Annotated in this window: 13 protein-coding genes; 12 read left to right on the forward strand and 1 reads right to left on the reverse strand. The window is 75.6% G+C overall.

Going from position 1 to position 16,332, the window contains the following annotated elements; genetic code table 11:
* Window positions 1-202: 202 nt before the first annotated feature.
* From Q5761_RS04050 to Q5761_RS04085, 8 genes are all read left to right on the forward strand, one after another.
* Complete coding sequence (locus tag Q5761_RS04050) at window positions 203-1,213, forward strand: ABC transporter permease (RefSeq protein WP_135225194.1); 1,011 nt, start codon at window positions 203-205, stop codon at window positions 1,211-1,213.
* Between the two features lie 107 nt (window positions 1,214-1,320).
* Window positions 1,321-2,223, forward strand: a complete 903-nt coding sequence (gene nikC, locus Q5761_RS04055; protein ID WP_318751300.1) for a nickel transporter permease — start codon at window positions 1,321-1,323, stop codon at window positions 2,221-2,223.
* Between the two features lie 593 nt (window positions 2,224-2,816).
* Window positions 2,817-3,410 (forward strand): translation initiation factor IF-3, encoded by a 594-nt coding sequence (gene infC / locus Q5761_RS04060; protein WP_135225196.1) that lies wholly within the window; start codon window positions 2,817-2,819, stop codon window positions 3,408-3,410.
* Window positions 3,411-3,546: 136 nt separating this feature from the next.
* Window positions 3,547-3,744 carry a 50S ribosomal protein L35 gene (rpmI, locus tag Q5761_RS04065; RefSeq protein ID WP_135225197.1) on the forward strand — a complete coding sequence of 66 codons (198 nt, stop codon included), beginning with the start codon at window positions 3,547-3,549 and terminating at the stop codon, window positions 3,742-3,744.
* Window positions 3,745-3,918: 174 nt separating this feature from the next.
* Window positions 3,919-4,278 (forward strand): 50S ribosomal protein L20, encoded by a 360-nt coding sequence (gene rplT / locus Q5761_RS04070; protein WP_135225198.1) that lies wholly within the window; start codon window positions 3,919-3,921, stop codon window positions 4,276-4,278.
* A 102-nt stretch (window positions 4,279-4,380) separates the two neighbouring features.
* Window positions 4,381-5,805 carry a TrkH family potassium uptake protein gene (locus tag Q5761_RS04075; protein WP_318751301.1) on the forward strand — a complete coding sequence of 475 codons (1,425 nt, stop codon included), beginning with the start codon at window positions 4,381-4,383 and terminating at the stop codon, window positions 5,803-5,805.
* A 230-nt stretch (window positions 5,806-6,035) separates the two neighbouring features.
* The gene (locus Q5761_RS04080; protein WP_318751302.1) at window positions 6,036-6,695 is read left to right on the forward strand and encodes a potassium channel family protein; all 660 of its coding nucleotides are present in this window, start codon (window positions 6,036-6,038) and stop codon (window positions 6,693-6,695) included.
* 104 nt (window positions 6,696-6,799) lie between these two features.
* Window positions 6,800-7,651, forward strand: coding sequence for an RNA methyltransferase (locus tag Q5761_RS04085; RefSeq protein ID WP_318751303.1), 852 nt, complete (start codon window positions 6,800-6,802; stop codon window positions 7,649-7,651).
* 135 nt (window positions 7,652-7,786) lie between these two features.
* On the opposite strand, the gene Q5761_RS04090 is transcribed toward Q5761_RS04085, so the two are convergent.
* Window positions 7,787-8,062: a zf-TFIIB domain-containing protein gene (locus Q5761_RS04090; protein ID WP_135225202.1), complete on the reverse strand. Its 276-nt coding sequence runs from the start codon at window positions 8,060-8,062 to the stop codon at window positions 7,787-7,789.
* Between the two features lie 1,449 nt (window positions 8,063-9,511).
* On the opposite strand from Q5761_RS04090, the gene pheS reads away from it, so the two are divergent.
* The 4 genes from pheS (at window position 9,512) to Q5761_RS04110 (ending at window position 16,105) form a co-directional block, all read left to right on the forward strand.
* Window positions 9,512-10,552 (forward strand): phenylalanine--tRNA ligase subunit alpha, encoded by a 1,041-nt coding sequence (pheS, locus tag Q5761_RS04095; protein WP_318751304.1) that lies wholly within the window; start codon window positions 9,512-9,514, stop codon window positions 10,550-10,552.
* A 212-nt stretch (window positions 10,553-10,764) separates the two neighbouring features.
* A complete protein-coding gene (gene pheT / locus Q5761_RS04100; RefSeq protein ID WP_318751305.1) occupies window positions 10,765-13,320 on the forward strand; it encodes a phenylalanine--tRNA ligase subunit beta in 2,556 nt (851 codons plus the stop codon).
* Between the two features lie 251 nt (window positions 13,321-13,571).
* Window positions 13,572-14,027, forward strand: coding sequence for a cell division protein ZapA (locus Q5761_RS04105; protein ID WP_243123247.1), 456 nt, complete (start codon window positions 13,572-13,574; stop codon window positions 14,025-14,027).
* Entirely contained in the window at window positions 14,024-16,105 is a 2,082-nt protein-coding gene (locus Q5761_RS04110; RefSeq protein WP_318751306.1) for a PHP domain-containing protein, read from the forward strand. Before Q5761_RS04105 ends, Q5761_RS04110 begins: the two co-directional genes overlap by 4 nt.
* Window positions 16,106-16,332 lie beyond the last annotated feature (227 nt).

Here is a 16,332-nt window from a genome sequence, read left to right on the forward strand (position 1 = left end):
CCAGCGCCGGCGCTTCGCCGGCCCGCCGGGCAGGCCGGGGCGGCGGTGCCGCCCCGGCCTGCCCGTGCCGGTGCAGCGGGTGCGGGCGCGGGGTGAGGTCCCGCGCCGCCTCGCCCGCGGGTGGTCCCCCCGCGGGAGGTCCCCAGGGGTCGACCGCGGAGCGGGTCCGCATTCGCGCGCGTGCCAGGTGCGAGGCGAGAGCATGCTGCGGTACGTGGTCAAGCGGCTGCTGCTCCTGATCCCCACCCTCTTCGGCATCTCGGTGGCGGTCTTCGGCTTCATGTACCTGATCCCCGGCGATCCCGCCCAGGCGATCCTGGGCGAGCGGGCCTCGCCGGAGCTCCTCGCGCAGCTCCGGGAGGAGATGGGGCTCAACGATCCCTTCTGGGTCCAGTACGCCCGCTTCGCGGGGCGGCTGCTCCACGGCGACCTCGGCCGCTCGCTGCGCAGCGGCCTTCCCGTGGCCCATGACATCGCGGTGCGGCTCCCGGCGACCATCGAGCTGACCCTGGCCGCCATGGCGATCGCCGTCCCGGTGGGCGTGCTGGCCGGGGTCATCGCCGCGGTGCGCCGGCGCACGGTGCTGGACTACGGCGTGATGGCGGGGTCGCTGGTGGGCGTCTCGATGCCCATCTTCTGGCTGGGCTTGGTGATGATGTACTTCCTGGCGGTGGACCTGAAGTGGCTGCCGCCGTCGGGCCGGCTGTCGGTGGAGTACGAGGCCCAGGTCCCCTTCATCACCGGCATGTACCTGGTCGACACCCTGCTGGTGGGCAACGGGCCCGCCTTCGTCGACGCCGTGCGACACCTGGTGATGCCGGCCCTGGCCCTGGCGACCATCCCCACCGCGCTGATTGCCCGCATGACCCGCTCGAGCCTGCTGGAGGTGCTCAAGCAGGACTACGTGCGGACCGCACGGGCGAAGGGCTTGCTCGAGCGCGTCGTCACCCTGCGCCACGCCCTGCCCAATGCCCTGCTGCCGGTGCTGACGGTGACGGGGCTGCAGGTCGGGATGCTGCTCGGGGGCGCGGTGTTGACGGAGACCATCTTCTCCATCAACGGGGTGGGCCGATACATCGTCGACTCCATCGGCGCCCGCGACTACCCCGCCGTGCAGGGGGCCGTCTTCGTCGTGGCCACCCTGTTCGTGCTGACGAACCTGGTGGTCGACCTGCTGTATGCCCTGGTCGACCCGCGCATCCGGTACGACTGACCGCGGACCCGGGACCGCGGTGGCGCCGCCGCCGGTCGGTGGGCGGGGCCGGTTGGCGCTGCCGCACCGGGCGAGGGACGGAGACACGGAGACACGGAGGGAAGCCGATGGCAGCCGTAGCCCACGACGTGCCCGGCGCCACGCCCCTGCCCCCGGGCGCGCCCCTTCCGCCGGCGCGCGGACTGGGGCGGCGCCTGCTGAACCATCGCTCGGCGCTGCTGGGGGGCGCCATCGTGGCGGCCTTCGTCCTGATCGCCCTGCTGGCCCCCCTGCTCGCACCGTACGATCCCATCGGCGACGCCGACCTGGGCCGGCGGCTGCAGCCGCCGTCGGCCGAGCACTGGCTGGGCACGGACCACCAGGGTCGCGACGTGCTCAGCCGCATCCTCTACGGGGCCCGCATCTCCCTCCGGGTCGGCGTCATGGCGATGCTGATGGCCGCCGCCGTGGGGACCGCATGGGGGGCCCTGGCGGGGTACTACGGGGGCTGGTTCGACCTGATCTCGGGGCGGCTGGTGGACCTGATGCTCGCCTTCCCCAGCATCCTCCTGGCCATCGCCTTCGCGGCGTTCCTGGGGCCCAGCCTGGAGAACACCATGCTGGCTGTGGCCCTGGTCTCGGTGCCGCAGTACATGCGCCTCGTCCGGGGGCAGGTGCTGTCCCTGCGGGAGCAGGACTACGTCGTGGCGGCGCGGGCGCAGGGCCTCTCCGACGCGCGGATCATCGTGCGTCACATCCTGCCCAACGCCCTGGCCCCCCTGATCGTGCAGGCCACGCTGGGGGTCGGCACGGCGGTCCTGGACGCGGCGGCGCTGAGCTTCCTCGGTCTGGGCGCCCAGCCGCCCGCCCCCGAGTGGGGCCGGATGCTGAACGATGCGCGCACCGTCTTCCGCGTGGCGCCCTGGAACATGACCTTCCCCGGGCTGGCCATCATGCTGGTGGTGCTGGGGTTCAACCTGCTGGGCGACGGCCTGCGGGACGTGCTGGACCCCCGCGCCCGCGACGACTGACGCCGCTTTGCCGCGGGCCGAGCGCACCGAGGGGCGCCGGGGATGCCGGACCCCCGCGCCCGCGCCGACGGGCGCCGGCCCCCGCGGCAGGGTGGGCCCCCAGGCAGGACCGCAGGGGGGACGCGCGACGGGACCCGACGATTGACGGTCGCTGGCACCGGTGCTACAATGCAGCCGGCCAGCCGCCGCATGCCGACGGCTGGCGATTTGCAATCGGCCGAGCAAGCGGAAGCGCGGGCTTCCCACCCCAGGGCGCCAGGGGCTGCCGCTGGGGTTCGCAACCGGGCGGCATCCTGCGAGATCGCCTCGCCGTGAGGACGCGCGTTGCGCTGGGAGCGCCGCGCGCCTTCCGGCGGTCCGGCAGACATCGGCGGCGCCGAGCGCAGCCGCGGGATGCCGGGCCGCCGGCGGGCGGCTTCGGCGGCGGCGTCGCGGCAGGGCGAGCCCACGGGTGCCGCGCGGGGGATCGCGGGCGCCGCTTGCGCCCGTTTGTTGTTTCTGCACGCGGGCTCCTGCGGGCATGGGACGCGCGTCCCGGGAGGGGCACCGGGCGAATGGGGCGGAGGTGACGCGCAATCGTCAGGGACTTGCGCGTGAACGAGCAGATTCGCGTGCGCGAGGTGCGGGTGATCTCGCCCGAGGGCGAGCAGCTGGGCATCTTCCCGACCCACGAGGCGCTGCGCATGGCGTACGAGCGGAACCTGGACCTGGTGGAGGTGGCGCCCCAGGCCCGTCCGCCCGTGTGCCGCATCATGGACTACGGGAAGTACAAGTACGAGCAGTCCAAGCGGGATCGGGAGGCGCGCAAGCGCCAGCGGATCGTCGACGTCAAAGAGGTCAAGATGCGGCCCCGCATCGACCAGCACGACTTCGAGGTCAAGCTGCGCAACGCCCGGCGCTTCCTGCAGGACGGGAACAAGGTCAAGGCCACCATCATGTTCCGCGGGCGCGAGATCGTTCACGCGGACCTCGGGCGCCAGGTGCTGGAGCGGCTCGCCCGGGCGGTGGAGGACATCGCCACCATCGAGCGGCGCCCGGTGGTCGAAGGCCGCAACATGACCATGGTCCTGGCCCCGCGCCCCCAGGTGCAGGCGGCCGCTCGGCGGGAGGCCACCGAGGCCCGGCCGACGGATGGCGACGCCGGTCCTGCATCGGCCCCGGGGGGCGGGGAGCCTCGCAGCACGTGAGTCCACCCCGCGTCCCATGGCTCGCCGGGTCCGGCCGCGACCCGACCGAGCACGCAGGGTCGACCGCCCGCGGGTGGTCGGGAACGAACTTCGGCGATCGCGTCCAGCGCGATCCGGTGTCGAGGAGGCGGCGAGGATGCCCAAGATGAAGACCCACCGCGGTGCCGCCAAGCGCTTCCGCCGCACGGCGCGCGGTCGCTACAAGCACCAGCGCAGCAACCGCGGTCACCTCAACGAGAAGAAGAGCGCCAAGCGGCTGCGCCGGCTCCGCCGTCCGGCGGTGCTGGGGGCGGCCGACACCCGGACCGTCCGCCGGCTGCTGCCCTACGGCTAGCCCTGGGGCCGCCGGGGTGCCAGCTCCAGGAGCCCAGGCCGGCGGGGCCGTGACGCCTCCGGCGCGGGAACCGGGGCGTCTTCGCGCGGTCCGGCGGTCGGGAGCACGCCGGCGCGGGGCGGTTCGGCGCCCGGCGCACGGGACGGTCCGGTCTGCGACGAGGAGGAAGACGCGATGCCACGGGTCAAGGGTGGTCCCCGAACCCGCCGTCGACACAAGAAGATCCTGAAGCTGGCCCGGGGGTACTACGGCCGACGGAGCAAGACCTTCCGGGCCGCCAACGAGCAGGTGCTGCACTCCCTGTGGTACGCCTACCGCGACCGGCGGGCGCGCAAGCGCGACTTCCGCCGGCTGTGGATCCAGCGCATCAACGCGGCCGCCCGCCAGTATGGCCTCTCGTACAGCCGCCTGATGAGCGGCCTGCGCAAGGCCGGGGTCGCCCTCAACCGCAAGGTGCTGGCCGACCTGGCCGTCCGGGACGACGCCGCGTTCCGCGCCGTGGTCGAGCGGGCCCGGCAGGCGCTGGGGGCCTGATCGATCCGCCTTGGGGGCGGCCCGCTGCGGCGGGCCGCCCCCAAGGCGTTCGCGCACGATGGGACCGACGCCGTCCGCCCCTCGGGAGGAACCGGCTCCACGATGGACAGGCCCACCGCGGGCGATGGCCGCACCGCCGCAGACCCCGACCCGCTCCAACGCCCGACCCGCCCTTCGGGTGCACCGCCGCGGGAGCCCAACCCGGCGCAGATCCTCGCCCTGGGGTTCGCGGGCGTCATCGTCGTGGGGACCCTCTTGCTGAGCCTGTCCGCGGCGTGGGAGCCCGGCCGGCGGGTGAGCTACCTCGACGCCCTGTTCACCGCGACGTCCGCCGTGTGCGTGACCGGCCTGGTGGTGACCAACACCGCCGAGACCTTCTCCACCTTCGGCGAGCTGGTCATCCTGGGCCTGATCCAGGTCGGCGGCCTGGGCGTCATGACCATGTCGACCCTCTTCGCCCTGCTGGTCGGGAAGCGGATCACCTTCCGCGAGCGCCTGATCATCCAGGAGGCCCTGGGCCAGCTGTCGCCGGCCGGCATGGTGCGGCTGGTGCTCTACGTCGCCACCGTGACCCTGGCCTTCGAGCTGCTGGGCGCGACCTTGCTGACGCTGTACTGGTGGTTGGCCTACGACGTGCCCTTCGGCTTGGCGGCCTACCGCGGCGTGTTCCACGCCGTCTCGGCCTTCAACAACGCCGGCTTCGACCTATTCGACAGCCGCCGCCCCAGCCTGGAGCGCTTCGCCGGCGACCCGGTGATCACGCTGGTCGTCGGCGGCCTGATCGTCGCCGGCGGCCTGGGCTTCACCGTGCTGGCGGACCTGGGGCGTCGGCTGCGGCACCGCCGCCACCGGTTGTCGCTGCACTCGCGGCTGGTCCTCGTCACCACGGCGGTCCTCCTGGCCGTGGGCACCGGGCTGGTCGCCGTCGGCGAGTGGTCGAACCCGGCCACCCTGGGCTCCCTGCCCCTGGACCGCAAGCTGTGGGCCGCGCTCTTCCACGCCATCACCCCGCGCACGGCGGGGTTCAACATGCTGCCCATGGCCGAGCTCACCAACCTGACGGTGTTGACCACGATCCTCCTCATGTTCATCGGCGGGTCGCCGGCGGGCACGGCGGGCGGCATCAAGACGACCACCGTGGCCCTGCTGGTGGCGACGGTGCGGGCCACGGTCCGGGGCGACGACGAACTCGTGCTGATGGAGCGGAGGGTGCCGGCGCTGGTGGCGGCCAAGGCGCTGGCGCTGGCGGTGCTGGCGGCGGGGCTGGTGCTGGCGGTGACCATGGGCATGCTGCTCTGGGACGGTCACGCGCTGGAGGCCACGGTCTTCGAGGTCGTCTCCGCCTTCGGCACCGTGGGCCTCAGCCTCGGCATCACGCCGGAGTTGACGCCCGTGGGGAAGGTCCTGATCTTGCTGACCATGTATGCGGGCCGGGTCGGGCCGCTCACCCTGGCCGTGGCCCTCACCCGCCGCGGCCGGCGGCCCCGGGTGCTGCGCTACCCCGAGGAGCGGGTGCTGGTCGGCTGAGGGAGAGGGGCGGAGGCCGCGACCCGGCGGGGTCCCGCCGGGTCGGCGGGGTTGGGAGCGGGCGCCGGCGACGCGCGCGGGGGACCGCGGTGGGGACGCCGCGCGGGACCGCGGCGGAGCGGGGACCGAGGGCCGGGGGGTGGGCGGACCGCCGCGGAAGGAGCCCGGGCGGCGGCCGGCCCCGGGGACGGTGCCGGTCGCCGGCGCGCCAAGGGGGAGGGAGGGGCACCATGCCCGTCCGTGAGTTCGCCGTCATCGGCCTCGGCCGGTTCGGTCGCGCGGTGGCGACCACCCTGTACGACATGGGCTTCAGCGTGCTGGGCGTCGACGTCGACGAGGAGATCGTGCAGGAGATGGTCCCGCACGCGACCCACGTGGTCGCTGCCGATGCGACGGACGAAGAGGTGCTGCGGTCCCTGGGGCTGCGCAACTTCGACGTGGTGGTGGTGGCCATCGGCGACGTGGAGGCCAGCGTGCTGGTTACGCTGATGCTCAAGGAGATAGGCGTGCGCCGGGTGGTGGCCAAGGCGGTCAGCGAACACCACGGGCGGGTGCTGCAGCGCATCGGCGCCGACCGGGTGGTCTTCCCCGAGCGGGACATGGGGACGCGGGTCGCCCAGCGCATGGTGTCGGCGCACTTCCTGGACTACATCGAGGTCTCGCCCGACGTCAGCGTCGTCGAGCTCCAGGCCGGCGGCGACATGGTGGGCAAGAGCCTGGAGCAGCTGCGGCTGCGCAACCGGTTCCGGGTGACGGTGATCGCCATCCGGCGCGGGGACGACGTCGTCGTCTCCCCCGGCGCGTCGGCCGTCATCGAGGCGCGGGATGTGGTGGTGGTCATCGGCTCCAACGCCGACATCCGCCGCATGCAGGAGGAACTCGGCATCTGAGCCTCGCATCGGAGCCTCGGCCCCGGCGTCGAGGCGCCACGGCGGGGGGCGCACCCGCGCCGGCGGGTCCGGGGCTCCCGGGAGGAGGGGACGGGTCGTCGGCCATGCGCATCACCTCGCCCCAGAACCCGCGCATCAAGCGGCTCCGCAAGCTGCAGGACCGACGCCACCGGCGGCGGCTGGGCGCCACCCTGGTCGAGGGGCGGCGGTTCGTGGAAGAGGCGCTGGCCGCCGGGCGGACGGTGCGCCAGGCGGTCTACACGGAGGCGTTCGCCGCCTCACCGGCCGGCGCGGCGCTGCTCCGGGCCCTCGCCGCAGCCGGCACGGAGCTGGCCGAGGTCCCGGATCGGCTGCTGGAGGCGGTGGCGACGACGGAGACCCCCCAGGGGATCGTGGCCGAGGTGGCGGTGGACGAACCCGCCCCCGTCGGGCGGGCGTGGTGGGGCCGGGTGGAGACGGCGCACCTGCCGCTGGTGCTCTTGCTCGACGGCGTCCAGGATCCCGGCAACCTGGGCACGCTGCTGCGGGCCGCGGAGGGGCTCGGGGCTGCGGGCGCGGTGCTGGTGCCGGGGACGGTGGACCCCTACCACCCCCGGGCCGTGCGGGCCTCGGCGGGGGCGTGCCTGCGGCTGCCCCTGGCCCGGGCGGATGCGGCGGCGGAGGCCGCCGCATCCGCCCGGGCGGCGGGGCTCCAGGTGTGGCTGGCCGAGGCGGAGGGGTCCACCGCCTGCTGGGACGTGGACTGGCGCCAGCCCGTCCTGCTGGTCGTGGGCAACGAGGGGAGCGGGGTGAGCCCGGAGGTCGCCGGCCACGCCACGGGCCGGGTGGCGATCCCCCTGGCGGGGGGCATCGGTTCGCTCAACGTGGCCATGGCCGGCACCATCCTGCTCTATGAGGCGGCCCGGCAACGGGCCCTGCGGTCCGCCGCCGCGACCCGTGCTACCGAGGGAGACTGAGCGCAGCGGGATCGCCCGCCCGTCGTGCCGCTGCGCCCGTGCGACCCTGGGGGCGGCCGCCCGTCCAGGGCGCGGGAGCGGGGTCGGGGCGCGGCCTTCGCCCGCGGCGGGCGAGGGGCCGCCGCGGGCGGCGGGTCAGTCGTCGCCGAAGAACGGCAGGTCGAAGTCGAAGAGGTCGTCCAGGAAGTGCTTCCGGCGCTTGCGGCCGTACGGGTGGTGCGGGTACGGCGACTCGTAGCGGGGATCGCCGCGGTGCCGGAAATCCTCTTCCTCCCAGCGCTCGGCGCCGGCCAGCAGCTTCTCGAGCTCGCCCCGGTCGAGCCACACGCCGCGGCACTCCGGGCAGACGTCGATGAGCACGCCGCGGCGGTCGACCTCCTTCATGGGCACGTCGCACAGCGGGCAGCGCATGGGCGGCCTCACCTCCTCCGCGATGGTAACCCAGCCGCGGAGGGGCCGCCAGCCGGTGGTGCCATGCGGCGGCGGGCCACCGCAAGGATGCCGGCCTGCGGCGGGCGCCGCCGCCCGGACGGGGGCGGCGGCGTGCAAGGGACCGTCGCCGCGCCGGTTGTGGGTGCGCAGGGGCCCGTGCTATAATGCCGCCACACTGGCAGGCGGCCGCCAGGCAGGGAGAGGTGCCGCGATGGGTCCGCTGACGGCCGACGTCTTCTGGCAGCTGTTCGAGCGCACGGGCTCGGTGGTGGCCTTTCTGCTGTACCGGCTGCTGTTGGGTGCCGATGGCTGAGGCGCCGGGTGAGCCGGACGGGGGGGCGCCAGCAGCGAGGGACGCCGGCCCCGTCGAGCCGGCTCCCTCGACGGAGTCGGCGAGGGCGGCGACCGTGCCGGGGCGCCGCCGAGGGCCGGGCGGCGGGCGGCCGCACCGCGCGCCGCGGACTGCCCCGCAGCATGCGCCGTGGACCGCCCCCGCACCGTGCGCGGCGAAAATCGGGGCGCGGCCAGCGGGGAGCGATCAAGGTGACAGGGGCGGCGCCGGCCTGGGAGCAGCTGCCGGGGAACCCCGGCGGGGACGTCGGCTCCAACTCGGGCGCCCCGCGGTCCCGGCACCGCCAGGGGTCATCGCCGTGGGTCCGGGGCGGACGGCACCCGGCCCCTCCCGCGGCGGGGACCATCGGCGCCAGCGTCAGCCCTGCGGACCCATCCCCAGCGAGCCCACCGAGCGCGATCACGCCCACCGAGCGCGATCGCGAGGCTCGGGCGACCGGAGCGCTGCAAGCCGCCGCCACGACACGATGCGCTGCAAGCCGCCGCCACGACACGATGGGGTCGGCAGGCCGGCGACGGTGGCGAGACGGCGCGGACCGACCGCTCCCGCTGACCGACCGACCCCAGGATGGCCGGGGCTCGCCGGCGCGAGGCGCGGAGGCTCGCGAGCGCGGTAGCGCGAAGGACGCAGGGCGAAGCGCGAAGGATGCGGGCGATGACCGGGCGAGTACCCCGGCAGGACCCTCCAGAGAGGGCGGGTCGCGGCTGCAAGCCCGCCCAGGGCACGGCCGGGCGAAGTTCCCCCGGGAGCCGGCGGCTGAACCGGACGACCGGCAACGCGGTCCGACCCGCCGCCGGGGCGACGCCTGGCGGCGCCTGAGGTCGGGCGGGGGCCGGTTCGTCCGCAGTAGGCCGTTCCGGGCGGGGCCCGTTAGCGCCCCGGGGTCGGCCCCAGGGCCCGACCCGCCGAGGCGCCGGACCGCGAGGCCGGCGCGAACCAGGGTGGTACCGCGGCATCCAGTCCGCCCCCGGACGGGGCGGCGTTTTTTGTTCCCAGGGCATCGAGCCAGGGCGAAGCGAAGGGTGCCACGGCATGGAGAGGGTGACCAGCCGGTGAGTCAGGGGTCTTCCGAAGCGGTGAGGGAGGGACAGGCCCTCGCCTCCATCGCCGACCTCCAGCGCCAGGCGGAGGCCGCCATCGCCGCGGCCCACGACCTGGCCGAACTCGAGCGACTGCGGGTGGAGTGGCTCGGCAAGAAGGGACGCATCAGCCAGCTGCTCCGGCAGACGGGCAGCCTGCCCCCCGAGCTGCGTCCCGCCTTCGGCCAGCGGGCCAACGCCGCCCGGGAGGCGGTGGAGGCGGCCCTGGCCCGGCGCCGGCAGGCGCTGGCGGCCCAGGAGGAGGCGCGTCGCCTGGAGGCCGAGCGGATCGACGTCACGCTGCCCGGTCGACCGGTGTGGCGTGGGCGCCGCCACCCGCTGCGCCGCGTGGAGATGGAGATCATCGAGATCTTCCGCGGGCTGGGGTTCACCGTCGCGGAGGGGCCGGAGGTGGAGCGGGACTACTACAACTTCGAGGCGCTCAACATCCCGCCCGACCATCCCGCGCGGGACATGCACGACACCTTCTACCTGGCGGGCGACATCCTGCTCAGGACCCACACCTCCCCCGTCCAGGTGCGGTACATGGAGGCCAAGGCGCCGCGGCTGCCGGTGCGGATCATCGCACCGGGCCGGGTCTACCGCCGGGATGACGACGCCACCCACTCGCCGATGTTCCACCAGGTGGAAGGGCTGTTGGTGGACCGCGGCATCGGCTTCGCCCACCTCAAGGGCACCCTGGCGGAGTTCGCCCGCCGGATGTTCGGCCCGGACACCCGCTACCGGTTCCGCCCGAGCTACTTCCCCTTCACCGAGCCCAGCGCCGAGATGGACGTGTCCTGCCCGCTGTGCGGTGGGAGGGGGTGCCGGACCTGCGGCGGCACCGGGTGGATCGAGATCCTCGGCTCGGGTCTGGTGCACCCCGCGGTGCTGCGGGCCGGCGGCTACGATCCCGAGCAGGTCTCGGGCTTCGCCTTCGGCATGGGCGTCGAGCGCATCGCCATGATCAAGTACGACATCGACGACCTGCGCCTGTTCTTCCAGAACGACCTGCGCTTCCTGGCCCAGTTCCGGTGAGGCGCCGGAGGGACGGGGGCGGGGTCGGGGGACCCGCCGGGCCCGGCGACGGGGCTCGTTGGCCGTTGGCCGGACGCGGGTCCACCTGAGCGGCGGGGTCGGGGGACCCGCCGGGCCCGGCGACGGGGGGCCGGGCCGGGGGGCGCAAGGGGTCCGGCCCGGGGGCGCATCCTCGACGCCGCCGGGGGACGCAGAAGGGGAGGAGCAGCAGCGTGCGCGTGCCGATCCAGTGGCTGCGGGAGTGCATCGAGCTGGAGGAGGACGCCCGCACCGTCGCCGAGCTGCTGACGAACCTGGGGCTCGAGGTGGAGGCCGTGGCGACGGTGGCTCCGGGTGCGACGGGGGTGGTGGCCGCGCGGATCGAGGCGGTCGAACCCCACCCCGAGGCCGCCGACCTCAAGGTGTGTCGGGTCGACGCGGGCCCGCGCGCCGGACGGCTGACGGTGGTGACGGGCGCGCCCAACGCCCGGCCCGGGATGGCGGTGGCCATGGCCCTGCCGGGCGCCGTCCTGCCGGACGGGACGACCATCGGCGTGCGCGAGGTGCGCGGCCTGGCGTCCCAGGGCATGATGTGCTCCCTGGCCGAGCTCGGCCTGGGGGATCAGCCCGCCGACCGCGAGGGGCTGGCGGACCTGGCGGCGCTGGCCGGCGACCCGGCGGCGGTGCCGTCCGCGGGCACGGACCTGGCCGAGTGGCTCGGCTGGCGGGACGAGGTCCTGGAGCTCAGCCTGACCCCCAACTACGCCAGCCACTGCCAGAGCATCCTGGGCGTGGCCCGGGAGCTGGCGGCCGCCACCGGGCGCCGGTGGCGATACCCCGGGGAGCACGGCGCCGGCGGCCCGGGGGAGGAGGAGCCGTCAGGACCGGGGACGGGACGGACCGACGAACCGGCCCCCGGCTCGTCGCAACCGGTGACGGACGCCCCCGGTGCCGCGGCCCCGGCCGAGGCCGCCCTGGGCGGCCCGTGGCCCGTCCGGGTGCGGGTCGCCGATCCGGAGGGGTGCGGGCTCTACGTCGCCCGGGTGCTGGTGGACGTGCGGGCCGGCGGCTCGCCCCTGTGGGTGCGGCGGCGCCTGGTGGCCGCGGGGATGCGCCCCATCGACCGCATCGTGGACGTGACCAACTACGTCATGCTGGAGCTGGGCCAGCCGCTGCACGCCTTCGACGGCGACGCCATCGCCGACCGCACGGTGGTCGTGCGGTCGGCGATGGCGGGCGAGGTCCTGGTCACCCTGGACGGGCGGGAGCGGGTCCTCGAGCCCCGCGACCTGGTCATCGCCGACGCCCGCCGCGCCATCGGCCTGGCCGGGGTGATGGGCGGCGCCAACTCCGCCATCACCCCCGCCACGCGGGTCGTCCTGCTGGAGTCCGCCTGGTTCGACCCGCGCCGGGTGCGGGTCACGGCCCGCCGCCACGGCCTGCTCAGCGAGGCGGCCCAGCGGTTCGAGAAGGGGGTGGACCCGGCCGCGGTGGAGCGGGCGTCGGCCCGGGCCATGGCCCTGCTGGCGGCGGTGGGCGCGGGGCGGCCGCTGCCCGGTGCCGCCGTCGTCCGCACCCGGCGCTTCCCGCCGCGGCGGCTGCCCTGGCGTCCCCAGCGCCTGCGCCAGTGGCTGGGGGTCGACCTGGACGACGCGACGCTGGCCGGGAGCCTGCAGCGGCTCGGCTTCCGGGTCGATGCGGCGGCGGGGGCGGTGGATGTCCCTTCCTATCGTACCGATATCGAGGGCGAGGTCGACCTGGCCGAGGAAGTGGGCCGGGTCTACGGGCTCGACCGCATCCCGGCGGAGCTGCCCGCCGGTCGGCCGGCCGGCGACGAGGTCTCCCCCCGGCTGCGCCTGACCTGGCAGGCCCGGGAGGCGCTGGCGCAGGCCGGTGCCCAGGAGGTGGTCAGCTGGGCCTTCACCCGCCCCCAGGCGTGGGATGCCCTGCGGCTGCCGCCGGACCACCCGTGGCGCCGGGCCATCCCCCTGCTGCATCCGTTGGCGGAGGAACACAGCCTGCTGCGCACCACCCTCCTGCCCGGGCTGCTGGACGTCTTGGCCTACAACGCCCGGCGGCAGCAGCCGGGGGCCCTGGTGTACGAGGTGGGGGCCGTGTTCGTCCCCGAGGCGCTGCCCCTGGCCGACCTGCCCGAGGAGCCGGTGCGCATCGGCGTGGCGGGCTACGGCGAGCTGGGCGGCTTGCACTGGGCGGAGCCCGGGCGACCGGTGGACTTCTTCACCGTGAAGGGCGTCGTCGAGACGCTGCTGGAGCAACTGGGGGTCGATGCGGCCGCCGTGGGCTGGGAGCGGACGGACGAGCCCTGGCTGCACCCGGGACGGGCGGCGGTCCTCGAGGTGGACGGGCGCCGGGTGGGCTGGCTGGGCGAGCTGCATCCCCGGGTCGCGGCGGCGTGGGATCTGGGGGAGCGACCGGTGGCGGCCGAACTGGATCTGGAGGCGCTCTTGCCGGCGGTCCGTCCGGTGCCGACCTACCGGCCCATCCCCCGGTTCCCCGCGATCCGCCGCGACATCGCCGTGTTGGCGCCCGGCGACCTGCCCGCGGCCACCATCGCCGGCCGCATCCGACAGGCGGCGGGGCCGCTCTTGGAGGCGGTGCGCCTGTTCGACCGGTACACCGGCAAGCCGGTGCCGGAGGGCCAGGTGAGCCTCGCCTTCGCCCTGGTCTATCGAGCGGCCGACCGCACCCTGACCGACGCCGAGGTCGACCGGGTGCACCAACGGGTGCGGGAGGCGCTGGCCGGCATGGGGCTGACGTTGCGCTCGTAGGCGTCGGGGCCTGCGCCGGGGCGGAGCCCACGACGGGGCGGGGCTCGAGGCCGGCCCGGCCGGTGTCCCCGATGCGCCCCTCCTCGTCGAGGCGCAGCGCACCGGGGCAGGCGGCGCCTCCGACGGCCGGGGGCGCCGTATCGCCGCATCCGGGCAGGGCGGATCGCCCGAGGTCGGATCGCGCCGGCAGCAAGATGGGGGGAGGAAACCGCGGTCGATGCCCGAAGCACTATCGCGGGAGGGGCCCGGACATGCGTGACGTGCCACCGGCCGGCAGCCGGGAGGGCGAGGGGACGATCCACCGGGTGACGGTCAAGATCTTCGGGGAGGAGTACGTCCTGCGCGGGGACGCCCGCCCGGAGTACATGGAGCGCCTGGCGGACATGGTCGACCGGCGGATGAACGAGATCGCCAAGCGCCACCCCCGGCTGGGCATCACCCGCATCGCCGTCCTGGCTGCCATCAACCTGGCCGACGAGCTCAGCAAGCTGGAAGACCAGTACCAGCGCGTGCTCGGCATGCTCGAGCGCGAGTGGGACCGCCGCAAGCGCGAGCTCAACGGCCGCCCGGGCGGCACAGGCGCAGCGGGGGCGGCGGGCGGGGGCGGCGGGACCGCCCGCGGCACGACGCCGGCCGATGGAGCCTCCGCCGGGGGGTCTGCGGGCCTGCCGCCCAACGCCACGCCCTTCGGCGGGGATGGTCGGTGACCCCCGCGGTCCCGGGCGACGCGCCCGGCGAGACGACGCCTCCGGCCCATCCCCCGATGACCAACAAGCGGGTCGCCGCCCTGCTGGAGGAGATCGCCGACCTCCTGGAGATCGACGGCACGGAGGCGCGCAAGGCCGGCGCCTATCGCCGCGCGGCCCGCACCGTCTCCGCCCTGCGGGACGACCTGCGCGAGTACCTGGAGGGCGACCGCCTGCAGGCCCTGCCCGGCATCGGCCCCGCCATCGCCGCCAAGATCCGCGACTTCTACGCCACCGGTTCCACGCGCCTCCTCGACGAGTTGCGGGCCCGGGTGCCGGCGGGCGTCCAGGCCCTGCTGGCCATCCCCGGTCTCGGCCCGCGCACCGCCGGCCGCCTGTACCACGAGCTGGGGATCGACTCCGTCGCGTCGCTGCGGGAGGCCCTGGAGGACGGTCGGGTGGCCGCCCTGCCGGGTTTCGGCGAGGCGCGGGCCCGCCGGCTGCGGGAGGCGCTGGCGCACCTCGAGCGGGAAGGCCGCCGCCTGACCCTGGGCGAGGCGCTGGCGGCCGCGGAGGCGCTGGCGGAGGAACTGGCCGCCCTGCCGGGGGTGAGGGAGGTCCTGCCGGCGGGGGAGGCGCGCCGCGGCGTGGAGCAGGTGGAGGCCGTCGAAGTCGTGGTGCTCGCCGACGAGCCGGCGGCCGCCGTCCGCGCCGTCGGCCGGTGGCTGCAGGGCGGCGGGGCGACGGCGGGCGGCGGGGACGACGCCGCCGCAGCCCCCAGCTCGGGCCGATCCGAGACCGCCGCGGACGGACGCCCGGCGCCCCACCGCACCCCGCCATCGGGGGCGGCGGAGGCGGGGGAGGCCGCCCCGGGCGCGGGAGGCCAGGGCTCCCTGCCGGTGGTCGACGGCGTGGCCGCGCGCGGCTGGCCGGTTCGGGTGTGGGTGGCGCATCCGGCCGCCCGGGCGACGGCCTTGCTCTACGCCACGGGCAGCGCGACCCACTGGGCCCAGCTGAGGGAGCGAGCGGCGCGACGGGGTTGGCGGCTGGAGCCGGCCGGGCTGTGGCCGTCGGCTGCGGGGAAGCTCGCGGCCCCGGCGGCGGCCGGTCCCGTCCGGCCCGGCGGCGGCCGCCCCGCATCCGCCGGCGCAGCGCGGGAGGGGACGACGGACGACGAGGCGGCGTTGTATCGGCTCCTGGGCCTTCTGCCCATCCCGCCCGAGCTGCGGGAGGGCGCGGGCGAGATCGGGTGGGCCGAGGCGGGTCGGCTCCCGGAGCTGGTGACGGTGGGCCACCTGCGGGGGGACCTGCACGTCCACAGCCGCTGGAGCGACGGGGCGGCCTCCATCGCCGAGATGGCCGCGGCCGCCCGGGCCCGCGGGTACCGCTACCTGGCCATCTGCGACCATAGCCGCTCGCTCAAGGTGGCCCACGGGCTGGAGGTCGCGGAGCTGGAGGCCCAGTGGGCGGAGATCGACGCCCTCAACGCCGCCCTGGCCGAGGAGGGGGCCGGCTTCCGCATCCTCAAGGGCGCGGAGGTGGACATCCTCAAGGACGGGCGCCTGGACTACCCCGATGAGATCCTGGCCCGGCTGGACGTGGTGGTGGCCTCGGTCCACACCCACCTGCACCTGGACCGGCAGGCCATGACCGAGCGCCTGCTGGCGGCGGTGGAGCACCCCCATGTGGACATCATCGCCCACCCCACGGGACGCCGCCTCGGCCTGCGCGACCCGTACGCGGTCGACCTGGAGGCCGTGATCCAGGCGGCGGCGCGGACGGGCACCGCCCTGGAGATCAACGCCTCACCGGAGCGCCTGGACCTGCCGGCCGCCTGGGCCCGCCGGGCGGCGGAGGCCGGGACATGGCTGGTGATCGACACCGATGCCCATGCCGCCGAGCAGCTCGCCCAGGTGGTGCTCGGGGTGAAGGTGGCGCGACGCGGTCAGATCGGACCCGGGCAGGTGCTCAACGGGCTGGAGCCCGAGGCCCTGTTCCGCTGGCTGACCGCCCCCAAGGGGAGTCGACCGCGGCCGCGGGCGGATGCCGCCGGCGGCGGCCACGGGGCCGGCCCCGGGGCGGGAGGGGGGCGACCGTAGCCCGTGGGTCCTCAGGCAACGGGCCGGCCGAGGGGAGAAGGACGTCCGACGATTTGGCGACATGGGACGAGGATGCGAGACGAGGGCGGCGGGTGTCGACCGGCGCCGAGGGGAGGGGCGCGCCGGACCGCGCGCCGTCCGGTTCCCATGCGGTTGGGGGCGCGCGGCGGGCCCGGCGGATTGCCAGCCCGCGGGTCGCTGGACTATGGTTCGGTAGGGGGCGGTGG

The organism is Thermaerobacter composti (assembly GCF_033582035.1).
Lineage (GTDB): Bacteria > Bacillota > Sulfobacillia > Thermaerobacterales > Thermaerobacteraceae > Thermaerobacter > Thermaerobacter composti.